The organism is Virgibacillus sp. 7505, assembly GCF_002272135.1.
Lineage (GTDB): Bacteria > Bacillota > Bacilli > Bacillales > Amphibacillaceae > Terribacillus.
In genome coordinates, this window is record NZ_NPBF01000037.1 from 1 (window position 1) to 26,261 (window position 26,261).

26 protein-coding genes are annotated in these 26,261 nt (G+C 44.0%); 20 read left to right on the top strand and 6 right to left on the bottom strand.

The genetic code is table 11. The annotated features are described in order from the left end of the window. The first annotated feature begins 70 nt into the window (after positions 1-70). Positions 71-592, top strand: coding sequence for a GNAT family N-acetyltransferase (locus CHH91_RS16575; protein ID WP_095224555.1), 522 nt, complete (start codon positions 71-73; stop codon positions 590-592). A 47-nt stretch (positions 593-639) separates the two neighbouring features. On the opposite strand, the gene CHH91_RS16580 is transcribed toward CHH91_RS16575, so the two are convergent. Beyond that, positions 640-1,908 (bottom strand): BaiN/RdsA family NAD(P)/FAD-dependent oxidoreductase, encoded by a 1,269-nt coding sequence (locus CHH91_RS16580; protein ID WP_095224556.1) that lies wholly within the window; start codon positions 1,906-1,908, stop codon positions 640-642. A gap of 105 nt (positions 1,909-2,013) precedes the next feature. On the opposite strand from CHH91_RS16580, the gene CHH91_RS16585 reads away from it, so the two are divergent. Continuing rightward, positions 2,014-3,660, top strand: a complete 1,647-nt coding sequence (locus tag CHH91_RS16585) for a putative polysaccharide biosynthesis protein (protein WP_095224557.1) — start codon at positions 2,014-2,016, stop codon at positions 3,658-3,660. 3 nt (positions 3,661-3,663) lie between these two features. Next, the gene (locus CHH91_RS16590) at positions 3,664-4,386 is read left to right on the top strand and encodes a pseudouridine synthase (protein ID WP_095224611.1); all 723 of its coding nucleotides are present in this window, start codon (positions 3,664-3,666) and stop codon (positions 4,384-4,386) included. Positions 4,387-4,448: 62 nt separating this feature from the next. Here CHH91_RS16590 and CHH91_RS16595 read toward each other — a convergent pair whose 3' ends face one another. Next, positions 4,449-4,667 (bottom strand): DeoR family transcriptional regulator, encoded by a 219-nt coding sequence (locus CHH91_RS16595; RefSeq protein WP_093879353.1) that lies wholly within the window; start codon positions 4,665-4,667, stop codon positions 4,449-4,451. 168 nt (positions 4,668-4,835) lie between these two features. Here CHH91_RS16595 and pepV point away from each other — a divergent pair, with 168 nt between their 5' ends. From pepV to CHH91_RS16620, 5 genes are all read left to right on the top strand, one after another. Continuing rightward, complete coding sequence (pepV, locus tag CHH91_RS16600; RefSeq protein ID WP_095224558.1) at positions 4,836-6,251, top strand: dipeptidase PepV; 1,416 nt, start codon at positions 4,836-4,838, stop codon at positions 6,249-6,251. Next, positions 6,251-7,435 carry an MFS transporter gene (locus tag CHH91_RS16605; RefSeq protein WP_095224559.1) on the top strand — a complete coding sequence of 395 codons (1,185 nt, stop codon included), beginning with the start codon at positions 6,251-6,253 and terminating at the stop codon, positions 7,433-7,435. The genes pepV and CHH91_RS16605 overlap by 1 nt, the downstream gene beginning before the upstream one ends. After that, positions 7,432-7,983 carry an RNA 2',3'-cyclic phosphodiesterase gene (gene thpR / locus CHH91_RS16610; RefSeq protein WP_095224560.1) on the top strand — a complete coding sequence of 184 codons (552 nt, stop codon included), beginning with the start codon at positions 7,432-7,434 and terminating at the stop codon, positions 7,981-7,983. The genes CHH91_RS16605 and thpR overlap by 4 nt, the downstream gene beginning before the upstream one ends. 6 nt (positions 7,984-7,989) lie before the next feature. Next, positions 7,990-8,901: an NERD domain-containing protein gene (locus tag CHH91_RS16615; RefSeq protein ID WP_095224561.1), complete on the top strand. Its 912-nt coding sequence runs from the start codon at positions 7,990-7,992 to the stop codon at positions 8,899-8,901. Between the two features lie 164 nt (positions 8,902-9,065). Continuing rightward, positions 9,066-9,851, top strand: coding sequence for a phosphotransferase family protein (locus tag CHH91_RS16620; protein ID WP_095224562.1), 786 nt, complete (start codon positions 9,066-9,068; stop codon positions 9,849-9,851). Here CHH91_RS16620 and CHH91_RS16625 read toward each other — a convergent pair. Continuing rightward, positions 9,848-10,132: a YtzH-like family protein gene (locus CHH91_RS16625; protein ID WP_095224563.1), complete on the bottom strand. Its 285-nt coding sequence runs from the start codon at positions 10,130-10,132 to the stop codon at positions 9,848-9,850. The genes CHH91_RS16620 and CHH91_RS16625 overlap by 4 nt on opposite strands. 86 nt (positions 10,133-10,218) lie before the next feature. On the opposite strand from CHH91_RS16625, the gene trmB reads away from it, so the two are divergent. Further along, positions 10,219-10,857 (top strand): tRNA (guanosine(46)-N7)-methyltransferase TrmB, encoded by a 639-nt coding sequence (gene trmB / locus CHH91_RS16630; protein ID WP_095224564.1) that lies wholly within the window; start codon positions 10,219-10,221, stop codon positions 10,855-10,857. Between the two features lie 751 nt (positions 10,858-11,608). Here trmB and CHH91_RS16635 read toward each other — a convergent pair. Next, entirely contained in the window at positions 11,609-11,926 is a 318-nt protein-coding gene (locus tag CHH91_RS16635) for a PepSY domain-containing protein (protein ID WP_038562329.1), read from the bottom strand. 143 nt (positions 11,927-12,069) lie between these two features. Between CHH91_RS16635 and CHH91_RS16640 the strand changes: the two genes are divergently transcribed. Then, positions 12,070-13,137 (top strand): M42 family metallopeptidase, encoded by a 1,068-nt coding sequence (locus CHH91_RS16640; RefSeq protein ID WP_095224565.1) that lies wholly within the window; start codon positions 12,070-12,072, stop codon positions 13,135-13,137. A gap of 25 nt (positions 13,138-13,162) precedes the next feature. Continuing rightward, positions 13,163-13,690 (top strand): DUF84 family protein, encoded by a 528-nt coding sequence (locus tag CHH91_RS16645; RefSeq protein ID WP_095224566.1) that lies wholly within the window; start codon positions 13,163-13,165, stop codon positions 13,688-13,690. A gap of 19 nt (positions 13,691-13,709) precedes the next feature. Here the strand turns inward: CHH91_RS16645 and CHH91_RS16650 are convergent, their stop codons facing one another. Next, a complete protein-coding gene (locus tag CHH91_RS16650) occupies positions 13,710-15,869 on the bottom strand; it encodes a methyl-accepting chemotaxis protein (RefSeq protein WP_176465831.1) in 2,160 nt (719 codons plus the stop codon). A gap of 243 nt (positions 15,870-16,112) precedes the next feature. Here CHH91_RS16650 and CHH91_RS16655 point away from each other — a divergent pair, with 243 nt between their 5' ends. The 9 genes from CHH91_RS16655 to CHH91_RS16695 all read left to right on the top strand — a co-directional run bounded on the left by CHH91_RS16655 (position 16,113) and on the right by CHH91_RS16695 (position 24,101). Continuing rightward, the gene (locus CHH91_RS16655) at positions 16,113-16,430 is read left to right on the top strand and encodes a thioredoxin family protein (RefSeq protein WP_095224568.1); all 318 of its coding nucleotides are present in this window, start codon (positions 16,113-16,115) and stop codon (positions 16,428-16,430) included. Positions 16,431-16,448: 18 nt separating this feature from the next. Next, a complete protein-coding gene (locus CHH91_RS16660; protein ID WP_095224569.1) occupies positions 16,449-17,270 on the top strand; it encodes a DUF1444 domain-containing protein in 822 nt (273 codons plus the stop codon). Between the two features lies 1 nt (position 17,271). Next, positions 17,272-17,871, top strand: a complete 600-nt coding sequence (ytpR, locus tag CHH91_RS16665) for a YtpR family tRNA-binding protein (RefSeq protein WP_095224570.1) — start codon at positions 17,272-17,274, stop codon at positions 17,869-17,871. A gap of 177 nt (positions 17,872-18,048) precedes the next feature. Then, positions 18,049-20,760 (top strand): DNA translocase FtsK, encoded by a 2,712-nt coding sequence (locus CHH91_RS16670; RefSeq protein ID WP_286160823.1) that lies wholly within the window; start codon positions 18,049-18,051, stop codon positions 20,758-20,760. A 243-nt stretch (positions 20,761-21,003) separates the two neighbouring features. Further along, positions 21,004-22,308, top strand: a complete 1,305-nt coding sequence (murC, locus tag CHH91_RS16675; RefSeq protein WP_095224571.1) for a UDP-N-acetylmuramate--L-alanine ligase — start codon at positions 21,004-21,006, stop codon at positions 22,306-22,308. A gap of 164 nt (positions 22,309-22,472) precedes the next feature. Next, positions 22,473-22,955 (top strand): DUF948 domain-containing protein, encoded by a 483-nt coding sequence (locus CHH91_RS16680; protein WP_095224572.1) that lies wholly within the window; start codon positions 22,473-22,475, stop codon positions 22,953-22,955. Between the two features lie 30 nt (positions 22,956-22,985). Further along, positions 22,986-23,420: a YtxH domain-containing protein gene (locus tag CHH91_RS16685; protein ID WP_095224573.1), complete on the top strand. Its 435-nt coding sequence runs from the start codon at positions 22,986-22,988 to the stop codon at positions 23,418-23,420. A 61-nt stretch (positions 23,421-23,481) separates the two neighbouring features. Next, a complete protein-coding gene (ytxJ, locus tag CHH91_RS16690; RefSeq protein ID WP_095224574.1) occupies positions 23,482-23,817 on the top strand; it encodes a bacillithiol system redox-active protein YtxJ in 336 nt (111 codons plus the stop codon). An 11-nt stretch (positions 23,818-23,828) separates the two neighbouring features. Beyond that, on the top strand, positions 23,829-24,101 hold the full coding sequence (locus tag CHH91_RS16695) for a YrhK family protein (RefSeq protein WP_095224575.1): 273 nt from the start codon (positions 23,829-23,831) through the stop codon (positions 24,099-24,101). Positions 24,102-24,131: 30 nt separating this feature from the next. Here CHH91_RS16695 and CHH91_RS16700 read toward each other — a convergent pair whose 3' ends face one another. Beyond that, positions 24,132-26,255: a cell division protein FtsA gene (locus CHH91_RS16700; RefSeq protein WP_095224576.1), complete on the bottom strand. Its 2,124-nt coding sequence runs from the start codon at positions 26,253-26,255 to the stop codon at positions 24,132-24,134. Positions 26,256-26,261 lie beyond the last annotated feature (6 nt).

Here is a 26,261-nt window from a genome sequence, read left to right on the forward strand (position 1 = left end):
CAATATGAAATCCCTGATTCTTATTGATTAGGGATTTTTTGTTGTAGAAAAGGGGATGGAGGGCTGAGAGATGATTCAAAGAGATATTACCATCCGGGAAGCAGAGTTAAAAGATGCCGAAGCTTTAGCATGGCTGAGAGTGAGAACAGATGGTGAAACAGAATATATGGATAGGGAAGAAGGAGAGGGCTATCTATATCCCGAAGATTTTGAAGAATTGATCTTGAAGGATCGAAAGGAAATGACCAATTTATGTCTTGTTGCTTGTGACAAAGAAAAAGTAATCGGTTATTGCAGATGTGAAGGAAATAGTTTGAAACGGCTATCACATCAAGTTACCTTCGGAATTGCTATATTGAAAGAATATTGGGGTTGCGGTCTAGGCAGACAAATGCTTGAGAGGGTTATTTCGTGGTCGGAATATCAAGGAATACATAAAATCAATTTATCAGTTCTCGCATCAAATGATAGAGCCATTCGTTTGTATGAAAAATACGGTTTTAAGACCGAAGGCTGCTTGAAAGATGATAAAAAATTAAGTGATGGCAAATATCATGATACTATACTCATGGCCAGGTTATCGAACAAGTAAATATATCAATAGCAAAAACCCTCCACCGAAAGATGGAGGGTTTTATTTTAATTTTTAACAGAAGCAGCTTCCCAAGCTGCATGCATACCAGCTACTCTGCCAGTCACCATGGCAGAGGTTATGTTATAACCTCCGGTATATCCATGAATATCGAGGATTTCTCCGCAGAAATATAATCCATGCATAAACTTAGATTGCATCGTTGTCGGTACAACTTCCTTTACAGAAACGCCTCCTCCAGTAACGAAGGCCTTTTCTATAGGCTGTGAACCATTTACAGGGAAAGTAAAGCCTTTGATCAAGCTGACGAACTGTTGCACATTTTCCCGGGAAATATTTGCTGCTTTCGTATCCGGCACTATTGCAGCTTGTTCTAATAGAAAATCTAGATACCGCTCGGGTACGATACCTTTCACTAGATTGCGGAAAGCCTTTTTAGGCTGATCCTCCAATAATTTAGTAATATCTTCCGTCAGCATATGTGCTTTCTTATCAGGAATTGCGTCAATATGAATATGGACTTCGTTCCTGCCTTTCATCAGCTCTTTTACAACATACTGCGAGCAGCGCAAAACAGCTGGACCCGAAATACCAAAGTGCGTAAAAAGCATGTCCATCTGATGTGTGATAATTGCTTTTCCCTTCTCGTTCAGTACACTGACCGCAACATCACGCAGAGCAAGACCTTGCAGCTGTTTTTGCTTAATGAAGGCTGCTGAGGAAAGCAGAGGCACTTCAGTTGGATACAGAGTTGTAATAGTATGTCCAGCTTTCTTAGCCCATGCATAACCGTCTCCTGTACTCCCTGTATGTGGTACTGCTTTTCCACCGACAGCAACAATAACAGCCCCTGTGCTGATTTTTTCGCCGTCTTTTAAGATTATCTCATGCCCATGGTCACCATAATGAATCTCTTTTACAGGTGTTTCTGTCCGGACACGGACGTGAAGTGTATCTAATCGATTGAGCAAGGCTTGTACAACAGACTTAGCTGAATTACTTACCGGAAACATGCGCCCATGGTCTTCTTCCTTCAGCTTCACTCCAAGATTCTCGAAGAAATCAATGATATCGTAATTGTCAAAGATAGAAAATGCACTATACAAGAATTTTCCGTTACCAGGAATGTGCTTAATTACTTCATCTTGTGGCAGTCTATTCGTAACGTTGCATCTTCCGCCTCCAGAGATCGCAAGTTTGTTGCCAAGTTTCTTCCCTTTATCAATCAAAAGTGTGGCAGCTCCATGCTCGGCTGCCGAAATGGCCGCCATTAGTCCGGATGGACCTCCGCCGATCACTACTACATCGTAATTCATACTTGTTCTTCCTTTCTGCTGATGGGATCCAAAGGAATTCTTCCATCAGGTCTACTTTATGATAAAATAGATTCATTGGATTTTAAAGAGGAGTTAGGTGAAATAATGGCTTTGTCGACAATGATTCGCGGGACATTGCTGCTGACAGCAGCTACATTCCTGTCGAAGTTACTCGGGATCATCTATGTTATCCCGTTCAATGCACTGGTAGGTGCGTCTGGGGGAGCTTTATTCAATTTTGCATATACCCCTTATAATATATTGATTAGTATCTCTACAATAGGTATTCCGTTGGGTGTATCGAAATTCGTTTCTAAGTATAATGGCCTCGGCGATTATAGGACAAGCCAGCGAGTCTTCAAGACGGGTTTCACCATTATGGGTGTGACAGGTGTCGTGGCATTCCTCATCATGTACTTCGGTGCAGATTGGATTGCGCAGTGGAGTGTAGGTGATGGAAAGTCTGGTTTTACGACAGAAACGGTTGCTTATGTTATTAAGCTAGTCAGCTTCGCCAATCTCATCATACCTGCAATGAGTATCGTCAGAGGTTTCTTCCAAGGGAATCAATCCATGGGTCCTTCTGCCATTTCCACTGTTGTGGAGCAAATTGCTCGTATTGTATTCCTATTGCTTAGTGTCTATCTTGCCCTGCATGTCTTCAATGAAAACATCGCAGTAGCAGTTGGATATGCTACATTCGCGGCATTTGTTGGAGCACTGGCTTCCTGCGCAGTGCTCTATGTCTATTGGCGTGCCCGCAAACCGCATCTTGAACTGATGATGAGACAGCAAACAGTTCGTCCAGCACCTATGTCGGATAGGACAATCATCAAAGAATTGCTCAGCTATGCAGGACCATTCGTCGTAACAGGGATTGCAACATCGCTGTATCAGTTCATCGATCAGTTTACGGTGCCGCGTGCATTGGAAGCTATCGGACAGGGTGATGTGGCCGTTGATATTTTCGGGGTAATCAACTTTTATGGTCAAAAGATCATCACTATTCCGATGACATTGTCGATCGGGTTGTCTTTGGCAGCAGTACCAGCCATTACACGTGCATTTTTCGCCGATGATCGCAAATTATATTTACAGCAAATCAATCAGTCATTACAAATTGTTCTTTTCTTGATTTTGCCTGCGAGCATCGGAATTGCATTACTGGGCAGTGAAGCCTATACAGCATTCTATGGTACAGAAGCAGTCCTAAATCCAGATATAGACGCAGGAACACTCATGGTCTGGTACGCACCAGTAGCGCTGTTATTTGCTTTATTCACGACAACGTCATCCATTTTGCAGGGTATAAATGAACAGCGATTTTCCGTCATCAGTTTGACAGCAGGATTATTAGTGAAGATATTCTTCAATATTCCGCTTGTGCATGCGCTCGGAGCAAAAGGTGCCATCATTGGAACGGCTTTGGCAGTCGGTATTGCGACGGTATTGAATTTCCTTAAAATGAAGCATGTACTAAAATTTCCAATTCGTCAGCTTACCAAACGTACAATCCTGATTGTGATTTTTACAGTCATCATGTCGGTTGTCGTATTGCTCACTAAGTATTTGCTAGGATTCGCGATTTCGTTCCGGGATGGACAAATTGCGTCAGCTGTTATCATTCTTGTTTGTGCATTGGCTGGAGGAGCGGTTTATATGATTCTTTCGTATAAGTCTACGTTGCTCGAACGTGTACTCGGTAATCGGATTGGGTTCTTGGATCGTCTAATGAGAAGGAAGAAGGGTTAAATGATGAGAATGGATAAGCTGCTTGCCAATATGGGATATGGCAGCAGAAAAGAAGTGAAGACACTCCTTAAACAAGGAGCAATTACGGTGAATGGCTCCCAAGTCAAATCACCATCTATCCATGTGGATGTAAAGAAAGATATTGTAAAAGTGAATGGGGAAACCGTCGAATACAGAGAATTCATCTATCTGATGATGCATAAGCCGCCGGGTCTGGTTTCGGCTACAGAAGATAAAAGAGATGAAACAGTTGTTGATATCCTGCAGCAGGAGGATCGGATATTCGAACCGTTTCCGGTCGGCAGATTGGATAAGGATACAGAAGGCCTGCTGCTATTGACGAATGATGGAACGCTTGCCCACCAGCTTTTATCACCCAAGAAACATGTACCGAAACTTTACTATGCACGAATCGAAGGAGAGGTCACCGAGGAAACGATCAAGCAATTCCATCAAGGTGTGACACTTGATGACGGGTATGTGACGAAGCCAGCTATTCTGCAAATACTGGAGGCTGGTCCGATTTCAGAAATTGAAGTTACCATAACAGAAGGAAAGTTTCATCAGATCAAGCGCATGTTTGAGTCTGTGGGGATGGAGGTTGTCTATTTGAAGCGTCTGCGCATGGGCAGCCTTGCACTGGATGAAGATCTGGAGCTAGGTGAATACAGGGAACTTTCTGATGAAGAGCTAAGCAATCTGATACAGGATACAAAAAAAAGCTGATCTGCTTACAGATCAGCTTGCCTTAAAGATAGGTAGGTATTACATAGGTTGTACGATTTGAATCAAGAGATTTTGACTTTTTTTGAGGTTGTTGACCAAACCCCCCGATGAGGACTTTGTACTAAACCGTTATACTCCAGCACGTTTAAATCGCGCTGTACCGTACGGTCCGTAATACCAAATTCTTCAGCCAATTCAGTAGTAGAAACTGTGTCCCTTTCCTTAATGTAAAGATAGACAGCTTTTACACGGTTTAGCATTCGGGATGTTGATTGATTCAAAAAACCACTCCTTAGTTTTACATAAGAATCGGTGGTGCTCTAAATCTCTTTCTACCCGTATTTTACAATAATTAAGCAAAGATGGCTAGGAGATAGGTTTAATTTTCTGTTAATTCTATTCTTAACAAGTAAATAAAATTATTGATAAGAAAATAGGAGGAGAAGGAAATGGAAAAAATCAATTGGTATGAGAAGGCATCTGCTTATAAGGATGACTATGTAGAAGTGCTGAAAGGACTTGTATCTATTCCGAGTGTGTATGATGAATCGACAAAAACGGACAAGCAGCCTTTTGGCGAAAAGATCGACGAAGCACTCCAGTATATATTGCAAGTAGGAAAGAACAATGGATTCCTTACTAAATATGTCGATGGCTATGCAGGTCATATCGAGTATGGGCAAGGAAAAGGCTTAGTAGGCGTACTTGGTCATTTGGATGTGGTTCCTGCTGATGGGGAATGGACATATGGAGCATTCAACCCGACGCTGGCTGAAGATCATCTATTCGGCAGAGGAACATTGGATGATAAGGGGCCCGTTGTAGCAGCTTATTTTGCGATTAAATTGCTGAAAGATTCAGGTTACGAGCCGAAGAAGCGTATCCGTCTGATTCTGGGAACCGATGAAGAGCGCGATTGGCAATGCATGACGTATTACTTCCAGCATGAAGAAATGCCGGATACCGGCTTTACACCAGATGCCGACTTTCCGCTTATCTACGCAGAAAAAGGTATCATCGATGGTTATATCTCGATTCCTCCTGCAGCAGCACAAAGTGACATGCTTCGACTTGTCCGTTTTGAGGGAGGAAAAGCTCTGAATATGGTTCCAGGACTTGCGGAGGCGCTTCTTTCCGGAGAAAGCTTGGTAAAGGTTGAAGAAGCTTTCAAGGCCTTCCTTGCTGAAGAAGGGTACAGTGGTAAAGCTGAAGCCAAAGAAAATGCTATTCTGCTAAGCCTAACCGGTAAAGCAGCTCATGGCTCTACACCTGAAAAAGGTATCAATGCAGTAGTGGCCTTGGCCAAATTCTTAGTGACCCTTCCATTACACGGCAATATGACAGACAAGCTAAGCTGGCTTATCGAAAAATTCGAAGATTATAATGGCAATGGCATTGATTTGGGACTGGCAGATGATGTATCAGGTCCGTTGACACTCAATCTTGGGGAATTCAGCATGAAAGATGCGGAGGCGTGGAAAATTGGCGTCAACATTCGTTATCCAGTTACATCTGAATATGATACGGTCACTTCTAAATTGTTTGAACAGCTTGCAGAAGCAGGTGCCGGATTCCAGGAAACTTCTCACTTGGCTTCATTATATGTGGAGAAGGATGATCCGCTAGTTGAGACATTGCTCGGTGTATATCGTCGTCAAACAGGTGATCAAACCGATATCTTGGCAATCGGCGGCGGCACCTATGCACGAGCGATGAAAAAAGGTGTGGCATTCGGTCCACTGTTCCCAGGTGGATCAGACAGCGCCCATCAGCAGGATGAGCACATCTTGGTTGAAGATATGATTCGTTCCATCGCCATTTATGCAGAAGCACTATATTTGCTGACAAAGGATGAGCGCGGGTAATGCAAGCAACGACTAAACAGACCTACAGATCTTTTCAGTACTTTTATTTAACAGCTTTTCTTTCCAATGGATCATTGTTTCCGCTTCTTGCTGTTTTTCTCCAGGAAGAAAAACAATTGGATCCTGTGCTTGTTGGTCTGATAGTAGCGGCAATTCCATTGGTTAATACGGTAATGGAGCCTGTCTGGGGGCTGCTTAGCGATTATACCCAGAAACCATTGCGTCTCTTGGCGGCAGCATTAGCTGCTGCAGCGGCGCTTGCATTCATTTATTTATTTTATGATCATTATGCATTGCTGCTGATCGGAATGCTGGCTATTGCCGTATTCCAAGCAGCTGTCATTCCTTTGTCCGACAGTATGGCGTTGAGCTTTGTTGAGCAGCACAAGCTTGTTTATGGGAACATCCGTCTATGGGGAGCTATAGGATTCGCGGTTGCTTCCTTCCTGTTAGGATACATAGCAGATTTCGCAGGTACAGTGGATGTCATTTTCATAGCATACGGTTTGTTTCTGCTTCTTGCACTGCCAGCATTGTGTAAATTTCCGCGGCAAGGTTATGACATAGCCAGAGTGTCAATGAAAGAAGGATTACGTACATTAAGGAAAAATAAACCATTCATGTTGTTCCTTGCATCTAATTTCCTTATATTCGGCCCAATACTCGCAAATAATTTCTATTTTGGGACATTCATTTTAGCGGCTGGAGGAACACTAAGCGCTGTCGGCATCGCTTTCTTCCTGGGAGCAGGCAGTGAAGCGCCGTTCATGAAACTGGCTCATCGGATCATTGGAAAGATGAGCATCCTGCATGTTGTCATATTAAGTGCAGCTGTATCAGGTGCAAGATGGATTTTGTATATGTTCGACCCATCTCTTACTGTTATCTTCATTACAACCATTGTCCAGGGATTGTCGATCGGACTCTATGTGCCAGCTGCCTTGCTTTACATCAGAAGTACTGCGCCATCATCTGTACAAGCTACTGCCATTGCGCTTTATTCCGCAGTCGGTACAGGACTGGGTAATGCGCTGTTCAACCTGATGGGCGGGATGATACTGGAGATAGCAACTGTTTACCACATGTATGCATTGTTTGCTGCAACGACTTTCATTGGTGTGGGTATTTTGTTTATAGTGAAGAGAATGATTGGTACTGCTAAAGGGAAAAGAGGAGTAGCATGAGTGCACATTATTTCATTGGTATAGGTTCTGATGAATCTATTCAGGCAGCATTGGCTGAATGGCAAGAAGAGTTGAAAGCGTATGTTCCAATGAAGCTATGGCCAAGACCGGAGGAATTGCATATTACACTTCAATTCCTGGGGCCTGCAACAGATGAACAGCTGGATAAGATAAAGTCAGCTTGGCAGAAGCAGGATTTTGGTAAAGCTTTTTCCTTGGAAGTAGCCGGTGTGGACACATTCGGCAGTCCAAAGCAGCCTCGTGTTGTATGGGCTGGGGTAAAACCATTTGATCCGCTCCAAGCACTGTATCAGCAAGTGACTGCAAGTACAATGACAGCTGGATTCCAGCGTGAGAACCGACCGTATCGGCCGCATATAACACTCGGGAAGAAATGGGGATCAGGCAAGGTGGAGGGTCCGCTTCCGCTTCTGGATAAACATTTGACCGTACCATTCTTTGTGGATAAGGTAACACTTTACCGTATCGAACCGGGTAAACGACCGAAATACGTTCCAGTACTGGTCAAAGATTTGGAAAAGGAGTGAACCTATGTGGCGCAACTGATCAAGCTGCATGAATATATATCCCGTTATGAACAGCATCCTTACCGATATCCTGGACAATTCATCAAATTGAAAAAAGAGAATTGGGAGAAAATGCACAGGGAATGGGAGCAGCAGCAAGCTGCTCCTGCTTCCTTTATTACAGACGAAGCAAAGGAAGAAGAACAAAAGAAATCGTGGTATCATGTATTCCGTAAAAAAGAGGAAGAAATGGAACAGCCGAACCCTGCTCCCGCATATGTGGCTCCCACAGAAAAGATCCTGAAGCAGGATTTCTTGGAAGAGCTGTTTGATTTTCAGCTGAAATGGGCTACAAGCACGCTTGGGGAATTTTCTTTCTTTGATCAAAAATTTAAAAAAGATCCGGTGCTCAGATACTTTCTGAAGCGATTTCCTGACACTTTCTTTGTAATGTATAAGCCTGTTTTCGAAGTAAAGCAGACCACAATGGAGGCAGAAACGATTTTAATCCATCCTTTGGGCATAGAGATCATTTCCGTACTGGAGGACAAGCCGGATGTATTGTTTTGGGCTAGTGAGGAACGAACATGGAAGCGGGAATCCAAGGGGCAGTTTTCTACTTTCCTCAATCCAATGCTATCGTTGAATAGAACAGAAAAGCTGGTACAAGGTATCCTCAGAAAATATGATATCGATCTTCCTGTTCGAAAGGTAGTCTTGAGCAGGGAAAATCAAATTCGATTTGCAAGCGAGCCAAGAAACACACAGTTTATCGGCAGTCAAAAGCATACAGCTTGGCTGATGGCCAAGCGGGAGGAGCAGTTAGCTCTTAAACATGTGCAGCTTCGTGCCAGTGAAGTGCTGCTGGACCACGCATATACGAAGGCTGTTGCCCGTCCGGAGTGGGAAGAGGAAGAAAAGGAAGAATTTTTTAGTTAAATAAACGGTTTTATAGTCCTATCGTATTGATAAAACCATAGAAAATGTTGTAATCTTAAGTATGTCTGTCGAATTTGTTCGGGAATGTACTTGCCTTGTGTCACGCTGGGCTTGTTTACAGCTAGTAATGCAAAGCGATTGCACTAGGAAAGTAGGAATGAACGGTGAATTGGTTAGAACACATACTGGGAAATGAGTGGAAGATTGCTCCTGCCGGCGGTGTAACAGGAGAAGCATATTACGCAAAAAGCGGAGAGAGGCAGCTGTTTCTAAAGCGCAATTCTTCTCCTTTTTTGGCTGTACTTTCAGCAGAAGGGATTGTGCCGAAGCTGGTATGGACAAAAAGGATGGAAAACGGGGATGTCATTACGGCTCAGGAATGGCTGATGGGACGCGGTCTGACCTTCTCGGAAATGAGCGATCCTCGAGTGGCAAAGCTACTTAGCAAAATCCATCATTCCTCCGAGATGCTGAACTTGCTGATGCGTATGGGTAAGAAGCCGCTTCAGCCAGAGACGAAAATGGAAGAGCTGCGGGAGAAAGCAGCTGGCTTCCAAAATCGGCTGCCTGCTTTAAAACAGGTGCTTGCAAGTATGGAGCAATTCTTACCTGAGATGCCAGATCAGCTATTGGCAGTCTGTCATTTTGATATCGATCATAATAATTGGATGATAAGCCAGCATAATGAGCTGTATCTTGTAGACTGGGACAGTGCTCTCATTGCGGACCCGGCTGCTGACATTGGAATGCTGCTTCGGAAGTACGTTCCATATCCTGACTGGGAAGAATGGATGAAAGCATACGGCAAGCCGCTGAATGATGCACTTTTAAAACGTATTTATTGGTATGAAGCTGCCCGTATCATCATGTCGCTTCGCGATGACAACATGGAACGCAAAAGTATTGAATTAGGACAGCTGCTTACGGAAGTGCACCAGCTGTCCTGCTAGCCTTGAAAGCTGTTGATGGTCTCTACCCAATCCTCGAGCTGTTCTCTGTTCGATGTGATGTGCGCATTGATATCTTCAGCTTTTTCACCGGCAGAACTGTACGAATGGATACCGGGAAGCAAAGCAAGAAGCTCTTGCTGATCGGTTGATTTATTAGATAAAATAGAACGTGCCAGGCGGGATATTTGCTCGTATTCGGATTTGCTGCCGCAGCAGGATTCGCAATGTTCGCTAAGTATATCCCGAAGAAGGCTAAGTTGGTTTTCAACGGAAAGTGACATCGATTTTCCCCTCCTTCCTGAGCATAGCGTGTGCGTTTTGGCATCAAACTATGCAGGCGGGCTGGACAGAAATAGGAGTGAGACATATGCGTGTGCGCCATAAACCCTGGGCAGACGATTATTTAAAAGAAAACGATCATATCGTGGTACAAGAACCGAAAAATTATAAAGGCAAATGGAGAGAGTTATTCGGTAACGATAAGCCGCTGCATGTTGAGATTGGATCTGGCAAAGGGCAGTTCATCACTGGCATGGCAGCCCAGCATCCGGAATACAATTTCATCGGAATTGAACTAGCGAAAAGTATTATTGTGACAGCTGTGGAAAAAGCAGCTGAAGCAGATCTTCCGAATGTAAGGCTATTGAATGAAAATGCAGCTGATTTCCGTGAGTTATTTGAAGTGAATGAAGTGGATAGCATTTATCTGAATTTCTCTGATCCTTGGCCGAAGAATAAGCATGAAAAGCGTCGCTTAACATATAAAAGCTTTTTGGAGCAATATGAATCAGTTTTAAAAGATGACGGAGAAGTGGTCTTTAAGACGGATAATCAGAAGCTATTTGAGTATAGTTTGTCTAGTTTCTCCCGATATGGCATGATTCTGCAGGAAGTGAAGCTTGATTTGCATGCAGAGAACGATCCGTTAAATGTAAAAACAGAATATGAGGAGAAATTCTCTTCACGCGGCTACCGCATCTATCGCAGTGTCGCTACATTCAAATAAAAAACTCGGCTTTAGTTAAATAGGGTGTAGAAAACAAGTTACCATATATTGCGGTATGGCTTGAGGACGGTCTATTACCGAACTCAAGCCAGTTTTTTAATTGTGTATAACATAATGAAGCTGCAATAAGGATTAGGTGGATTGTTTGAAATCATAACCATATACCAATAGAAATATCCCGGAAGTTTGTTCAGACTTCCGGGATATTTTTATGTAGTGTAATGCTCTTTGATCATATTTTTTGCTCCCAGGCAAAGATGCCGCTGCGTACCTTATGCTAATATTCTCCATCGATCGATTCAAAAGTTAGACTGTTTACTTATGTGATGGGTGGAATGAATTCAGGTTCGGCTATTTATTTTGTAGTCAAGGGGTTGTAACTGACTTGGAAAGTAACAATCCGCATTAGGGAAGAAATTAATTATACAAAGGTCATCAAAAGAAGGGAGTGGAGATTGTGGGCTTTAAAATTGCGTTTATCGTATGTCAGCGGGACATCAATGAAAACGGATTATCGATTAAGATACAGTCAACTCTTAAATCGTAGAGAAGCCTTGAAAGAAGCATGTTATATTATTTCTGTTTTTTTGTATTGGCGGGTTAGAGGCATTTGAACAGGACATTAACATTCCTTTGCGTTAAGGGGTCGATCAATGTGTGGGTAAGGTCAGAAACGCCTAAATTCATTCAAAAATTTCACAAAAAAACACCCCAAACGTTAAGTTACTTACCTTTGGGGTGCGGCTTTTTATTAGGATGCTGATTCGACAGCGTCGATAACGGATCCAGTTTCTGCATCTACGAAGAATTCGTATTGAGCAGGTTTTCCGTCGATCGTACGGGAGATACCGCCACGGTAAACAGTATACGTGAGGCCGTGCTTCACTTTTTCTTCCGGTTTCATATAGATCCAAGATCCACTGATCGGACCTTCTTTCTTGAACGCTTCTTTAGCGAATTTCAATGCTTTTTCCGGAGTCACTTTCTGTTGTTTCGCAATCTGCTTCTGGATCAAGTATCCAGCCGCAAGGCCAGCACCTACGATTGCTACTGTTTTCTTTACGCCCATTTTGGTCACCTCTTCAACTTAAGTTATGTTCTATTATATCTTATTACCTTAGAAATATAAAACGAAACAACCTTTATGGCATGTTGAGGAGCAATAGTTTACAATAGATATACAATAGTCTGACAAAAAGGGAGTACATATATATGAATCAAAAAACATTGGATTTATTTAAACAATTGACAGAGCTGCAGGCAGCGCCAGGTAACGAACAGCTGATGCGTGCTTTTATGAAGGAAAGGCTGAAGCCTTATGCGGATGAGATCATCCAGGATAAGCTTGGCGGTATTTTTGGTGTAAAGAAAGGCAGTGGACCTAAGGTAATGGCTGCCGGACATATGGATGAGGTCGGTTTCATGGTGACAGGTATTACACCCAATGGTCTGCTTCGTTTTCAGACCTTAGGCGGCTGGTGGAGTCAAGTTTTGCTTGCACAGCGCGTGCAGGTTATGACCGACGAAGGACCGATTCCGGGTGTCATCAGCTCTACACCTCCTCATTTGTTAACGCCTGAGCAGCGGAGTAAGCCTGCCAGCATCGACAGTATGCTGATTGATATCGGCGCAGATGATGAGCGTGATGCATATGAGCTTGGTGTGAAGCTGGGACAGCAAATTCTGCCGTACATGCCGTTTACACCAATGGCAAATGAGAAGAAGATTTTGGCCAAGGCTTGGGATAATAGTTATGGCTGTGGATTGGCGCTGGAATTAATGGAAGAAGTTGCTGGGGAAACATTGCCGAACCAGTTGTATGCTGGTGCGACGGTTCAGGAAGAAGTCGGTCTTCGCGGTGCCCAAGTAGCTGCAAATATGATCAAGCCTGATATTTTCTATGCGATGGATGCGTCCCCTGCTAATGATGTCAGCGGAGACAAGCAAGCCTTCGGTCATTTGGGGCAGGGAGCATTGCTTCGTATTTTTGACGGCACCATGATCATGAATCGTAATATGCGTGAATTCATTCTTGATACTGCTGAATCCAATAATATCAACTACCAATACTATGTTGGCAAAGGCGGAACGGATGCCGGACGTGTCCATTTAGCACACGAAGGTGTTCCATCAGCTGTAATCGGGATAGTTTCCCGCTATGTCCACACAAGTGCAAGCATCATTCATGTTGATGATTATGCAGCTGCAAAAGAGCTTCTGATCAAGCTTGTACGGGCGACGGATCAGTCGACAGTGGATCTTATTACTTCGAACGATTGAACTCGTCGGAAAGGAAGCGCAACTGATGAAAATCATAGTCGGATCTAAAAATCCTGCCAAAGTTCAGGCCGTTTCAGCAGTTTTCGGAGCTCGGTGGGAGCTTGAAAGTGCAGCGGTTGAATCCGGCGTGAGTGAACAGCCGATGAGCGATGAAGAGACACGCCAAGGAGCAATCCAACGTGCGATAGCATGCAGCAAACTGGAAGGAGCAGCTGCTGGTATCGGTTTGGAGGGCGGCGTCACAAAGATGGATGACGGTCTGTATATATGTAACTGGGGCGCTTTAGCAGTCGGGGACAAGGTATGGAGCGCGAGCGGTGCAAAACTGCTTTTGCCTGACTTCATCGCCGAGCCAGTGCTTGCAGGCGGAGAACTGGGACCAGTTATGCGGACATATACAAGCAGGCAGGATATCTCGACAACAGAAGGAGCGGTCGGCGTCTTTACCAATGGGCATATGTCCCGCTCTGCTATGTTTGAGCATATTTGTTTGCTCTTGAAAGGGCAATATAGCTTTTATGAGATAAATAAAAAGAAGGAAGCGGAATTTTAATATCCGCTTCCTTCTTTTTTTATGATGTCTTTTTATATTCGGTCGAATCATCTTTATCATCACCGATGACAGGGGAATCCTGCTGATCTGCTTCGAAAAGCTCGTCAGCAATGCCTTCTGTTTCGGTGGCATCTGTTACAGTGGATTCGGATGTATTTGAATCTTCTACTCCGCTGGATTCAGCTGGATTATCCGAAGCATAGGCGAATTCGAATTGAGCTACCTCGACAGCCAATTCCTTTGCCAGCTGCTGCAGCTGGGCGGCTGCGTTTGTCAGGATATCAATCGATGCGGCCTGCGTATCACTTGAGGAAGCTACTTCCTGAGCTGTTGCGGCTGCTTCATCGGCAATCTGGTTGATATGGCCAAGCATGCTCGCAACAGTATCATTACTTGCAGCGACTTCTGAAACAGAAGCAGAAATGTCCTTCATTTTCGAATTACCTTGCTGAAGCTGTTTATGAATTCGATCAAATGCATTCGTTGTTTCTTCAACACTTGATGCTTGTACTTGCTGATAAGCATCAAAGGCTTTAGCTTCTTCTGCCAAATTGGTCATCTGCTGATTCATTGTGCCAACAAGCCTGTGGATCTGCTGTGCTTCTTGTTTGGAGCGTTCTGCCAGCTTCTTCACTTCATCTGCTACTACAGCAAATCCCCGTCCATGCTCACCTGCACGAGCAGATTCGATAGCAGCATTCAGCGCGAGCAGGTTTGTGCTTTCTGAAATCTCTTCAATTGTTTGGACGATGGAGCGAATTTGGTTTGCCTGCTGTACAGCGCTTTGGATTTCTTCTGTCAGTTTTTGAGCGAGCGTCAAGAAGCTATCAGAGGTTTCATGCAGTTTTTGCATCTGATTGATACCATTGCTTCCTTCCCGCTCTGCTTGTTTCATCGCCTGACTGACTAGTGCTGTTTCATCCTTCATCATTGTAATAGCCTGGCGTACCTTGTCCAGCATCATATTACTTTCCTCGAGTTGAGCAGCCTGCGCCTGCGCGCCGCCAGCCACCTGACCAATAGCTTGGTTCACTTCTTCATATTGAGCTGCTGTCTGCTGGGAAGCTGCAGCCAGATACGAAGAGGAGTCATCCAATACTTCGGATGCTTCTTTCACTTTAATCATGGATTGCTCCATTTTTCCTGCCATCTGATTAAATGTTTCACCCAAATCTGCCATCTCGTCCTTTGTGGTAATTGGTACACGGTAAGCCAGATTACCATTTCCGATAATTTCGGTAGCTTCTTTTAGCTGACGTATTGATTTTGCGATTGCGCGGATTAACGGCCAGCCGATACAAAGTACGAGCAGGAAACTAAGAATGATGACAGCAAGTAGGACGATGCCAAGAATGGTAGAGGTCCTTTCGTTTGACTGTTTCAAATTGTCAGTTTGTTCAATGGCTGTTTCGCCCACACTGTCCACAGTCGTTGTGACTTCCAAAGCTGCTGTTTCGAAATTCGCTGCCAGCTCAGTTGCCTGGGTGCGTGTGTTCGAAAGGGTGGACATGGCTGATGTGTATTTCAAAAGACTGGAGTTTATCTCACTAACCGCGTCACTATCCAAATCGGATTCGGAAATCGCTGTCTTGAATGCATCTACTGCTCCATCGAATGCATCTTTATCTGGAGCAGCGCCATTTGAAGGCTGGATGATACCTTGCTCGGTTCGTGTGACGTTCTCCAAAGCAGCAGAAACATCATTTCCTGCATTTTCGGCAAGGCTGCGGAAATTCTCCGAGGCCTCACTTATGATCTTTCGCAGTCCCTCATCGGAAGTGTAGCCGATTGTTTCATTCATACTCGTGACTTTTTCGAGTTCCTTTTCATAAGATGCTGCACCTTCCTTGATTTGCGTGAAGTACGCTTGCAAATCTTTTTCATCCTGGTATTTTTCTTCATATGTAGAAGCTTGTTTTTCAATGCCGGCTATAGCGCCTAGTACAGCTTCGGCGTTGGATACAGAAGGCTGGGCAAAGTATGTCTGTTGCTTCTCCAGTGTATCGAGCATATCATCCTTGATATACTGACTGGACACATAGGCTTCTTGGTATCGCTGCGTTTCCTCTGACATTTGATTCTGTTGGTAGAAATAATAAAAACTGAATGCTCCAAGTACCAGAATACTTGCCAGTGAAGAGAACATGATCAAGCGGATTCTCTGTCGAATGGTGTGCATATATTTCCCCCTCATGCTTTTGTGTGCTCCTTTTCATTATAGGTATAACATCCCATTTTTACAATAAATTAATAAAAGTTTGATAATTTAACTGATTGATTCGACCCATATTTGCTGCCAGACCCTAACATTCCTATGTATAAATGGAAAGCAGCTTGATAAATGACAGCTGCTGCGCAGTATATTCGCTTTTGGTTCAGTGCTTTGATAAAATGGAGAAAAGATTAATGGGGGCATTTAAAATTGAAAAATCTAGAATCAGAAGCACAACTAAAAGAAGTACTTCAAAACGGTAAAACAATCTTGATGTTTTCTGCTGACTGGTGTCCAGACTGCCGAATCATCGAGCCGGAACTGCCGGAAATCGAATCAAAATACAGCGAATTCGAATTCATTCATGTAGACCGTGACCAATTCATCGATGTTTGTCAGCAATATGACGTATTCGGTATTCCGAGTTTCATCGCCTTCAACAAAGACGAAGAAATCGGACGATTCGTATCGAAGGATCGTAAGTCAAAAGAGGAAATCGAGTCTTTCATCGAATCCTTACCGCAATAATTGCAAGGAGCATAGCTTATGAAAATGACGGCTTTGAAAATGAAGAAAAAACTGGAGGAGCGTTTGCAGGATCCTTCCTGGCGCACTTCGTATGATCGGGATAAAAGTAAATTCCGAGTAGAATGGCAGGATACGAACGAAGGCGTGACGCTGGCGCTTCCGAATATTATTGCAAAATATGAGACACGAGGCGAAAAAGCGCTGGATGAACTCGAACAGCATGTCAAAGAAGCTTTGCGTGTCATGCATGAAGAGCAGCATTTGGAAGGGAATGAACAGCATGTCTTTCCAGTGATACGAGCCACTTCATTCCCTTCAGAAACGAAAGCCGGACTGAAGATGGTATATTCGGAGCATACGGCTGAAACGAGAATCTATTATGCACTTGACCTTGGTAAGTCATACCGCCTCATTGACGAACAAATGATGGAAGAGCAAGGCTGGACCATCGAACGTCTTCGGGAAATTGCAGCATTTAACGCTAGAAGTCTTTCCACAGAATTGAAAGAAGACAGGGTTGCGGGGAATTCCTTTTACTTTATTGCGACGCAGGATGGCTACGATGCCAGCCGCATACTGAACGAGTCTCTGCTGGAAGGATTCCGTGCCAATGCAAAGGGAGATGTCCTTGTTGCTGTTCCTCACCAGGATGTGCTGATTTTGGCGGATATTGAAAATAAGACTGGTTATGATATATTAGCACAGGTAACCATGAAATATTTCGCAGAAGGCCGTGTACCAATTACATCTTTACCATTCATTTATGAAGAAAAGAAATTTGAGCCAGTTTTCATTATGGCTCGCAATAGACCGGAGTCTGCCAAGGGAGAGGAAAAGTAAGATGCAAGCATTCTATAACAAGCAAGGAATCGGTGACGTATTGCTGCTCGCCATTAAGCAAGGAGACCGTCATTCCATTAAAGAAGAGAGATTCGGAGATGTTGTCCGTATTACAGATAAGGATGAGCTAGTCGGTTATAATATCTTCCGCGCTTCCGAATACTTGAAAATCACAACAGCTGGCAAGGTGCAGGTGGATGAGGATTTCGCGGGCAAGATTCGTGATATTTTCAGTCAGAACAACTTGGAAGATTCATTTGAGGTGGATCTCACACCTAAATTCGTTGTCGGCTTTGTTAAGGAAAAAGAAAAGCATAGCAACGCTGATAAATTAAGTGTCTGCCAAGTCGACCTTGGTGATGAAACAGTACAAATCGTTTGTGGTGCACCAAATGTAGATGCAGGCCAAAAAGTGGTCGTCGCGAAAGTGGGCGCAATCATGCCAAGCGGTTTGGAAATCAAAGCCGGAAATTTACGCGGTGAAGATAGTTTTGGTATGATCTGCTCTCAAAAAGAGCTAGGTCTGCCGAATGCACCGGAAGAAAAAGGAATTTATGTGCTGGATGATTCCTATAAAGTTGGCCAGGTATTTGAGTTTTAATAGGGAAATGAACACCGGATACAAAGTATCCGGTGTTTTTTTAGGTAAATGGAATGGAAATGGCGAGTAACCGCCATATTTTTTAAGTTTTGATGGAATGTTTTTAGGGTAAAGCTATTCACGGTTTGTGAAAACCTGCTAAAATGAAGATATTATACTGAAAAAGGAAGATTTACTATGTGGGAGCGTCTTAAGCAAGCTCTAAGCAACTTTTTTATGACCGAAGTAGTAGTGGAAGAAGAACCAGAGCTGAAATCACGGAACGCTTCTGAACAGAAAGTACAGAAACAGTATCAGACAAATCAGCAGCCACAAGCAAAAATGGCTTATACATACCCTAAGGAACGCGCTTTCCGGTTTCCAATGATACCGGACGAGTCTGGAAGTGCAAAACCGCCAGCCTCAAATGTGCGTCCAGTACGTCATCGAGCCCAACCAGATACAAAGATACCAGAAAAGCGGCAGCCTCGTCAGCCTGAAAAACCGAAAATGCAAGAACGGCCTTCCAGTGTAAACTGGCAGCGCCAGCCAGAAATAAAGAATCCGGTACCAAAGGAAGAAAAGAAACCCTTCCAGCCGACAGAGGTTCCATCCCCTGTATACGGTTTCCGCAAACGGAAGGAAGAGGTCGCTGATATTGTAACATTGGCTTCTATTCAAGACCGAGCAGATTGGAAAAGAATCGCAGCATCTGCTAATACGGTCAATCCTGAAGTACAGGAAGAAAAAAAGTTCGATATTCATGTTGAACAGGCTCCAGTGGAAGAAATCACGCTTGAAAAGCCTGTAATAGAACGTAAAGAAAAAACAGACATTGCGGCAGCAGAATTAACTAAAGAATCATTTATAGAAGATGCAGATACGAGCGTTGCAGAGGAAGAGATGATTGAGGAGATATCTGTTCCTGAAACAACGGAAGTACTGGAAGCTGAACCTACTCAGCTTGATGAGTCAGCTAGCATAGAAGAGACTGGTTTGGACCGATCGGCCGTTATAGAGGAAACTGCATCGAATGAAGCAGAAGATGACTTAACAGAAAAGATTGATCCGGATCAATCGATTAATAGGATAGAAGAGACTCGTGTGCCGGACTTAGCAGAGGATATTACAGCTATGCACACTGCGAATGATCCGACAGCAGAAGAAGCTGTTCCGGACGAAGTAGCATCTATTGCAGCAGAAAATAATACGTCTAGCCATGGTTCTGAAATGATCAGCGAGTCTATTGCGCAGCCTGATACTTTTGATGTTGAAACAGTACAATCGTTAAAACAAACAGATGAAAAAGAAGTGCTGCAAGCGGAGGAGAGCACGGAAACAACAAATTCCCAAATTCGCGAAACTGGCAGTACAGTGAGAAAATCAGTACCTTTCAACGTGTTCATGACACCAAGAGATAAACGAAATCATCAGCAGGTGCCCACTCGCAAGCCGGAGAAAACGGAGCCTGTTGTACAGGATATCCCGCAGCAGACAGAACCGAGCTTTGCCAAACCTCCGATGCATCTTTTGAATGATCCTGTCGAACAGACGATCGAAAATGATGCTTGGGTCGACCAGCAAAGTCAGCTTTTAGAGACTACTTTGGAACATTTCAACGTAAATGCTCACGTGGTCAATGCAATGCAAGGCCCGTCAGTCACACGTTTTGAGGTTCAGCCTGATCTTGGAGTCAAGGTTAGTAAAATCAAGAGCCTGACAGATGATATCAAGCTGAACATGGCAGCCAAGGACATCCGGATGGAAGCGCCGATTCCAGGGAAGAATGCCATCGGAATTGAAGTGCCGAATGCCGTATCGAAGCAAGTCGGCTTACAGGAAATACTGGAGACCGAGGATTTTCAGGGAAACAGCTCGCCGCTTTCAGTCGGCTTAGGCTTGAATATTTCCGGTAATCCGATTGTGACGAACCTGCAGAAGATGCCGCACGGTCTAATAGCTGGAGCAACAGGTTCCGGAAAAAGTGTATGTATCAATACTATTCTGCTAAGTCTATTGTATAAGGCGAATCATAAGCAGGTGAAATTCCTGCTGATTGATCCGAAGATGGTGGAGCTTGCTCCTTACAATGACCTGCCTCATCTAGTCTCACCAGTTATTACCGACACTAAAGCAGCTACTGCAGCCTTGAAATGGGCGGTAAATGAAATGGAAGAACGCTACATGAAGTTCGTCGGCGAAGGAGTCCGCGATATCGGTCGTTACAATGAGAAACTCGATAAGCAAGGACGTTATGCTGATAAGATGCCATATTTGGTCATCGTCATCGACGAACTGGCTGATCTGATGATGGTAGCTCCCCAGGATGTTGAAGATTCCATCTGCCGGATTGCCCAAAAAGCGCGGGCAGCCGGAATCCACCTGCTGCTGGCGACACAGCGTCCGTCCGTGGATGTTATTACAGGCTTGATCAAAGCCAATATCCCGACACGAATTGCTTTCAGTGTTTCTTCTGCAATCGATTCCCGGACAATCATCGACAATAATGGTGCAGAGAAATTGCTTGGTAAAGGTGATATGCTCTTCATCGAAAATGGAGCACGGCAAGCTCAGCGTATCCAAGGTGCTTTTGTTTCTGATGAAGAGATCGAACGAGTTGTGCAGTATGTGAAACAGACAGCACCGCCTGAGTATCTTTTCCAGCATGAGGATCTGCTTGAGCGACGAGAGTCTGAGGAGGACGAAGACGAGTTGTATCGGGATGCAGTCGAGTTTGTTATCGAGCACAATAGTGCGAGTGCAAGCTTGCTGCAGCGCCGTTTCAAGATCGGTTACAATCGTGCTGCCAGATTGATTGATCATATGGAGATGAGAGGTGTCATCTCCGAACAGAAAGGGAGCAAGCCGCGTGACGTACTCGTCTCGCTGGCTCAGCTTCAAGCGGAATGAATGACAGCCTGGATGTTGTCCTATGGACCGTCCAGGCTGTATTGTTATCCGAGACACCAATAAAGGGTGCTATGTATATACTGTAAAAAGCGTAATAGAAGAGATTCTGCATTTATAAAATACCGACAAAATGCTATACTGTTGCTAGTATGCTTTTTTTCATGTATATGTGACACACAACGCTTTACATACTTATACTAACACCATACAAAAGCGATATATTACTATGTGGAGGTTCCTATTATGACAACTTACCATTTCGTTGGTATTAAAGGATCTGGTATGAGTGCATTGGCGCAGATCCTGCATGATGCAGGTGAGAAAGTCCAAGGCTCCGATGTGGAGAAAGTTTTCTTCACGGATCAGGCTCTGAAAGATAAAAACATTACAATCTTGCCATTTACTAAAGATAATATCAAACCTAATCTGACGATTATTGCAGGGAATGCGTTCTCTGATGAACACGAGGAAATCGTGGAAGCCAAACGACTTGGTCTTCCGATCTACCGCTATCATGATTTCCTAGGTGCGTATGCTGATAAATTTCGCAGTATAGCAGTTACCGGAGCACATGGTAAAACATCTACTACAGGTCTTCTGGCGTATACACTGAAACAGTCCCACCCTATTTCTTATTTGATCGGAGATGGAACTGGAAGCGGACAGCCGAAGAGTGACTACTTTGTTTTTGAGGCATGTGAATATCGCCGCCACTTCCTGGCTTACAAGCCGGATTATGCAGTCATGCTGAATATCGATTTCGATCATCCTGATTATTTCCAGAATATCGAGGACGTTTTCCAGGCTTTTCAGCAACTAGCTGATCAAGTGAAGCACGGTATCATTGCTTGCGGTGATGATCCATATTTGCGTGACCTTCAAGCAAATGTACCAGTTCATTATTATGGATTTGATGCTTCTAATACGTACCAGGCCAAGAATGTACATGAAGAGCCGAATGGCACGACATTCGACGTATATATAGAAGGCAGCTTCTACCATACGTTTACTATTCCAGGATACGGGAACCACCAAGTTCTTAATGCACTGGCAGTGACAGCAGTATGTCATCAGGAAGGTATGACACCTGATCAAATCAAGGAAATGTATGGTTTCACAGGTGTGAAACGACGCTTCTCTGAGAAGAAAGCCGGCAGCCAAGTATTGGTGGATGACTATGCTCATCATCCGAAGGAGATCGAAGTAACAATCGAATCTGCTCAAAAGAAATACCCAGATAAGCAGATTGTTGCGGTATTCCAGCCTCATACCTTCTCAAGGACAAAGACTTTCCTGCAAGAGTTTGCAGATAGTCTGAAAAATGCAGATGTCGTTTATCTTTGTGATATTTTTGGCTCTGCACGGGAAGCAAAAGGAAATTTGACTATCCAGGATCTCCAGGAGCTTATACCAGGCTGTGAGGTGCTGCAGCTTGAAGATGTAAACGTACTTAAGCAGTATGAAGACAGTGTCCTTCTTTTCATGGGAGCCGGTGACATACAGAAATTCCAGGCTCGCTATGAAGAGTCGTTGCAAGCTGTCCAATAATCCATTACACTTAAAAAAGGGAGTAATACTCCCTTTTTTTTATTTATACTTTTATGTTTAACGACGTACACCAAGGGAATAACGTAATTAGACAAAGGAGTATAAAGCATGAGATGTGCTTCAACTACTCATACTACATACCAAGAAGGAGCTGACTAATCATTATGGAAATTCTAGGGTACATCGCTGCATTGATTGCAGCAATCGCATTCGCAGTCTTAGTAATCTACCTCGCAAAAACATTGAAAGCTGCTTCACGCACACTAAATGATGTAGCAAGCACATTGGAAGGTGTCGAAAAGCAAATGCAGGGTATTACGAGCGAAACAGCAGAACTGCTCAGCAAGACAAATCACCTTGCAGAAGACATCGGAGAGAAAGCGCAGAAGCTTAACACTCTTGTTGACGGAATTGAAGGCATCGGTGATACAGTACACAGCCTCAACAATTCTATTCGCAATGTGTCCAACAAAGTGGCTCTATCAGCAGAACAGCATACAGAACAAACTGGCCAAGTACTAAAATGGGGCTCAGTTATACTTGACTTATGGAAGAAAAAGAAGCAGAATGAAGCAAATGAGGGCGCTTCTGTACCTGCAGTGCAGCCAACAGAGCAGCCGCTACCAGTAAAAGAAACATCCCATTAAACCAAGCGACGCGATAGGAGGCAATGCAGTATGTCAACGAAAAAGACGAACGGAAGAGATTTTCTGATTGGTTCGATCATCGGCAGCGTAGTAGGAGCTGTGACAGCTCTAGTTCTTGCACCTAAATCCGGTAAAGAACTGCGCAGTGATATTACGGAACAAGCTAGCTCCCTGAAAGGGCGCGCCGGCGAAATGAAAACACAGTACAGTGAAAAAGGTGCACAATGGAAAGATGTTGTCACTGAGAAATCCCGTGTAGTAGCTGATAAGGTGAAAGAATCCTCTCAGACTGTACAGGACAAAGTCAAGAATCTAACATCCAAAGACCAAGCAGATGACACAGCTTCAAACGATAAGGAAGCAGAAGATGCAGCGGAAGAAGTAGCACGTGCAATCGAGGAAGCTGCAAGGGAATTGGAAATGGAACAGCAAAAATCCACGATTGAACGTAATAAGGATCTTTAATTATAAGACTCCTAAGCATCTCGCTTAGGAGTCTGTTTATTTTCGAAGGGAGTTTTGACAAATGGAAGCAAAAGTCATTCAAAGCCAAGAGGAATTTCAAGATGTCTTGAACAGGGATGCATCATTTTACTTGCTTAAGCATAGTCTGACTTGCCCGATCAGTGCAAGGGCGAAGCAGGAATATGACCGATACAGTCTAGATACACAGATACCGATGTACACGTTATATGTCCAAGAGGCACGGGATCTATCCAATACGATTGCAGACCGCTATGAGGTGAGACACGAATCTCCGCAGGCATTGCTTTTTGCAAATAATCAAGTAATCTGGCATACATCACACCATGACATTACAGAGACCGTTTTACGGGAACAGGAAAAAAGATTCAATCAGTAGGTGGGTTAAACATGAAACATGAACACAAATCGGGTAAAAATGAAGAAATTCTCCGAGTGGGTGAATATGGTATCTTTTTCAAGCGTCCATATCAGATTCTGTACATGCTGAATGATTTTCTTATCGGTATAATTTTTCTTGTAGGCAGTTTTTTCTTTTTATATGAATCTCTCAAGACGGCAGGCTGCTGGCTTTTTGCAGCAGGCAGTTTGCTTCTCTTGATCCGTCCGGCGATCCGTCTTGTCCACGATATTCACTATAAACGGTATAGTAAAAATCACTAAAAAGCTGTACGCTATTGCGTACAGCTTTTTTTAAGTAGTCAGCTCGATTTTATCGTGTGGAGACAAAGCATCATGGAAGGAGGCTTTGTCTCCATTTTTTAATAATTGGAAGTTCCCGCTGATCTTTGCCAAATCTATATCAACAAAGCGAAAAATGTCCTGGATGATGAATTGATCTGTAGCTACACGCATTTGAAGTCGGGTACCACTTGGAATCCGCTCTTCCCGTTCCACCGGCTTATCTCCAATATATAGCTGTGCAGCTGGAGGTGTAAGATTAAGTGTTTTTCCGTTGAATTCAACTGTCAAGGTCGCTTGGTTTTCCGTTTGCAGATGAGAAAGCAGCTCAGAGGCAGTAGGCAATCTGCGTTCACGAATGCGGATGCTGTCTCCATCTTTCACCTGATCACGTAATCGGGCTGGAATTTCATTAATAGTAAACACCTGACTGAACGAGTCAATGGATACAAGCTTATCATTTATGTAGACGTCATATTCCGTGTCATCCGGCAAAGCTGGCAAAGGAAGCTGCTGTTCATGCAAGAAGCGTTCTACAGTTGTTGTTCGCTGTATGTTTACTTCATCCCTGTCTTTGAGCTGATGCGCAGGATGGACGGGCTCTCCATTTACAATCAGCTGCTGTTTCACCTGATAAGCCTTTCCATTATAAAAGACTGTAATCGGGTCTAAATCTCCCGTAATATCACTTACAGTCACTTGCGGCGGCGAGCCATCTACTCCAGCTTCTACATCCAGCTTGTCTCCATCCTGGATCGGTGAATCGAGATTTGCAGGCTGTTGGTTGAGCCTTATATCTGGCGCTTGTCCTAGTGTGCCAGGAAGGGTTAGCGGCTTTCCTTGGAAAGTGATCATACAGGCAGCCCCCGGTTTCCCATAAAGACGCGCTACTTGAATCCCGGCTGCCAGCAATGCATCACCTATTGTCAGTTTTTTCATGTCAAATAGACGTATGACGCGTCCGTTAACCTGTATGCTTACGTAATGGACAGGATTTTGTTTTGCAGCTAAGGCAATGCCAATAGGAGTAATGAACGCAGGACCTGATGGTACATTATCTGTTTTCGCAAGCTGCTGTATTGCTTCTGTTCCTCGAATAGCGACTCTATTCTCTGGTAATTCAAGCTGTCCTGCCAAGTGTGCAGCCAGTCCCGGTGTCTGGCTTCCGCCACCGACGAGCATGACGGCTTTTGGTGCAACTGCATTCAACTGAATAATCGATCCTGCAATTGCTTCTGCAAGCTGATCCACCGCATGCCCTACGTCCTGTTTGACTTGTTCTGCTTCCAGCTGCTGTTCGAAGCCGAGTATATCCATTGTTGTGATAGTACCTTTTTCAGCCCAATCACGTTTTGCAGCTTCGGCTACATGGAAATCAAGCAAATAATGATCACTTATTGCTTCTGTGATTTCATCACCTGCTTTTGGAACCATACCATAAGCAGTAATTGTTCCTTCATTCGTAATGGCAATGTCGCTCGTACCAGCGCCGATATCAACTAATGCCACATTCAAACGACGCATAGATGGTGGGATTAAGACGCTGATTGCAGCAATTGGCTCCAATGTAAGAGCATCCATCTCCAAATCACTGCGTTTCAAAGCTGATATCAAGGATTCCACAACGACCTTCGGCAGGAAGGTGGCAATAATCTCTACACTTGCTTCATTGCCTTGCTGATCGATGAGCGATCCAATTTCCTGCTCATCGAGCTGATAATGCAGAACAGAGTAACCGACACAATAATAATCGGTACTCTTATCTTTTGATTGGGCGATTTCATACTGTGCCTGCTGTACAGCACTCAGTTCCAGATGCTGCACTTGCTCTTTATCCAAAACTCCTCGTTCCGCTATCGAATGCTGTATCTTGGTGCGTTTTGTCTGCAGCGAACGACCTGCAGCTGCGACACATACTTTATGCAGATGCCCATGTTTATCCTCAAGTTTATGTTTCACTTCCGAGATAACTTGTGCGACAGCTACTACATCATGGATCTGGCCATCAAGCATGGAACGCTCATCATGTTCAACCAGCTCGTAATCTATCAATGTATAAACACCAGCATCTTCTTCTAGAAGCATGCCGACAACGGATCTTGTTCCAATATCCAAAGCGAAAATTCTTTCTTTCAAAACGAT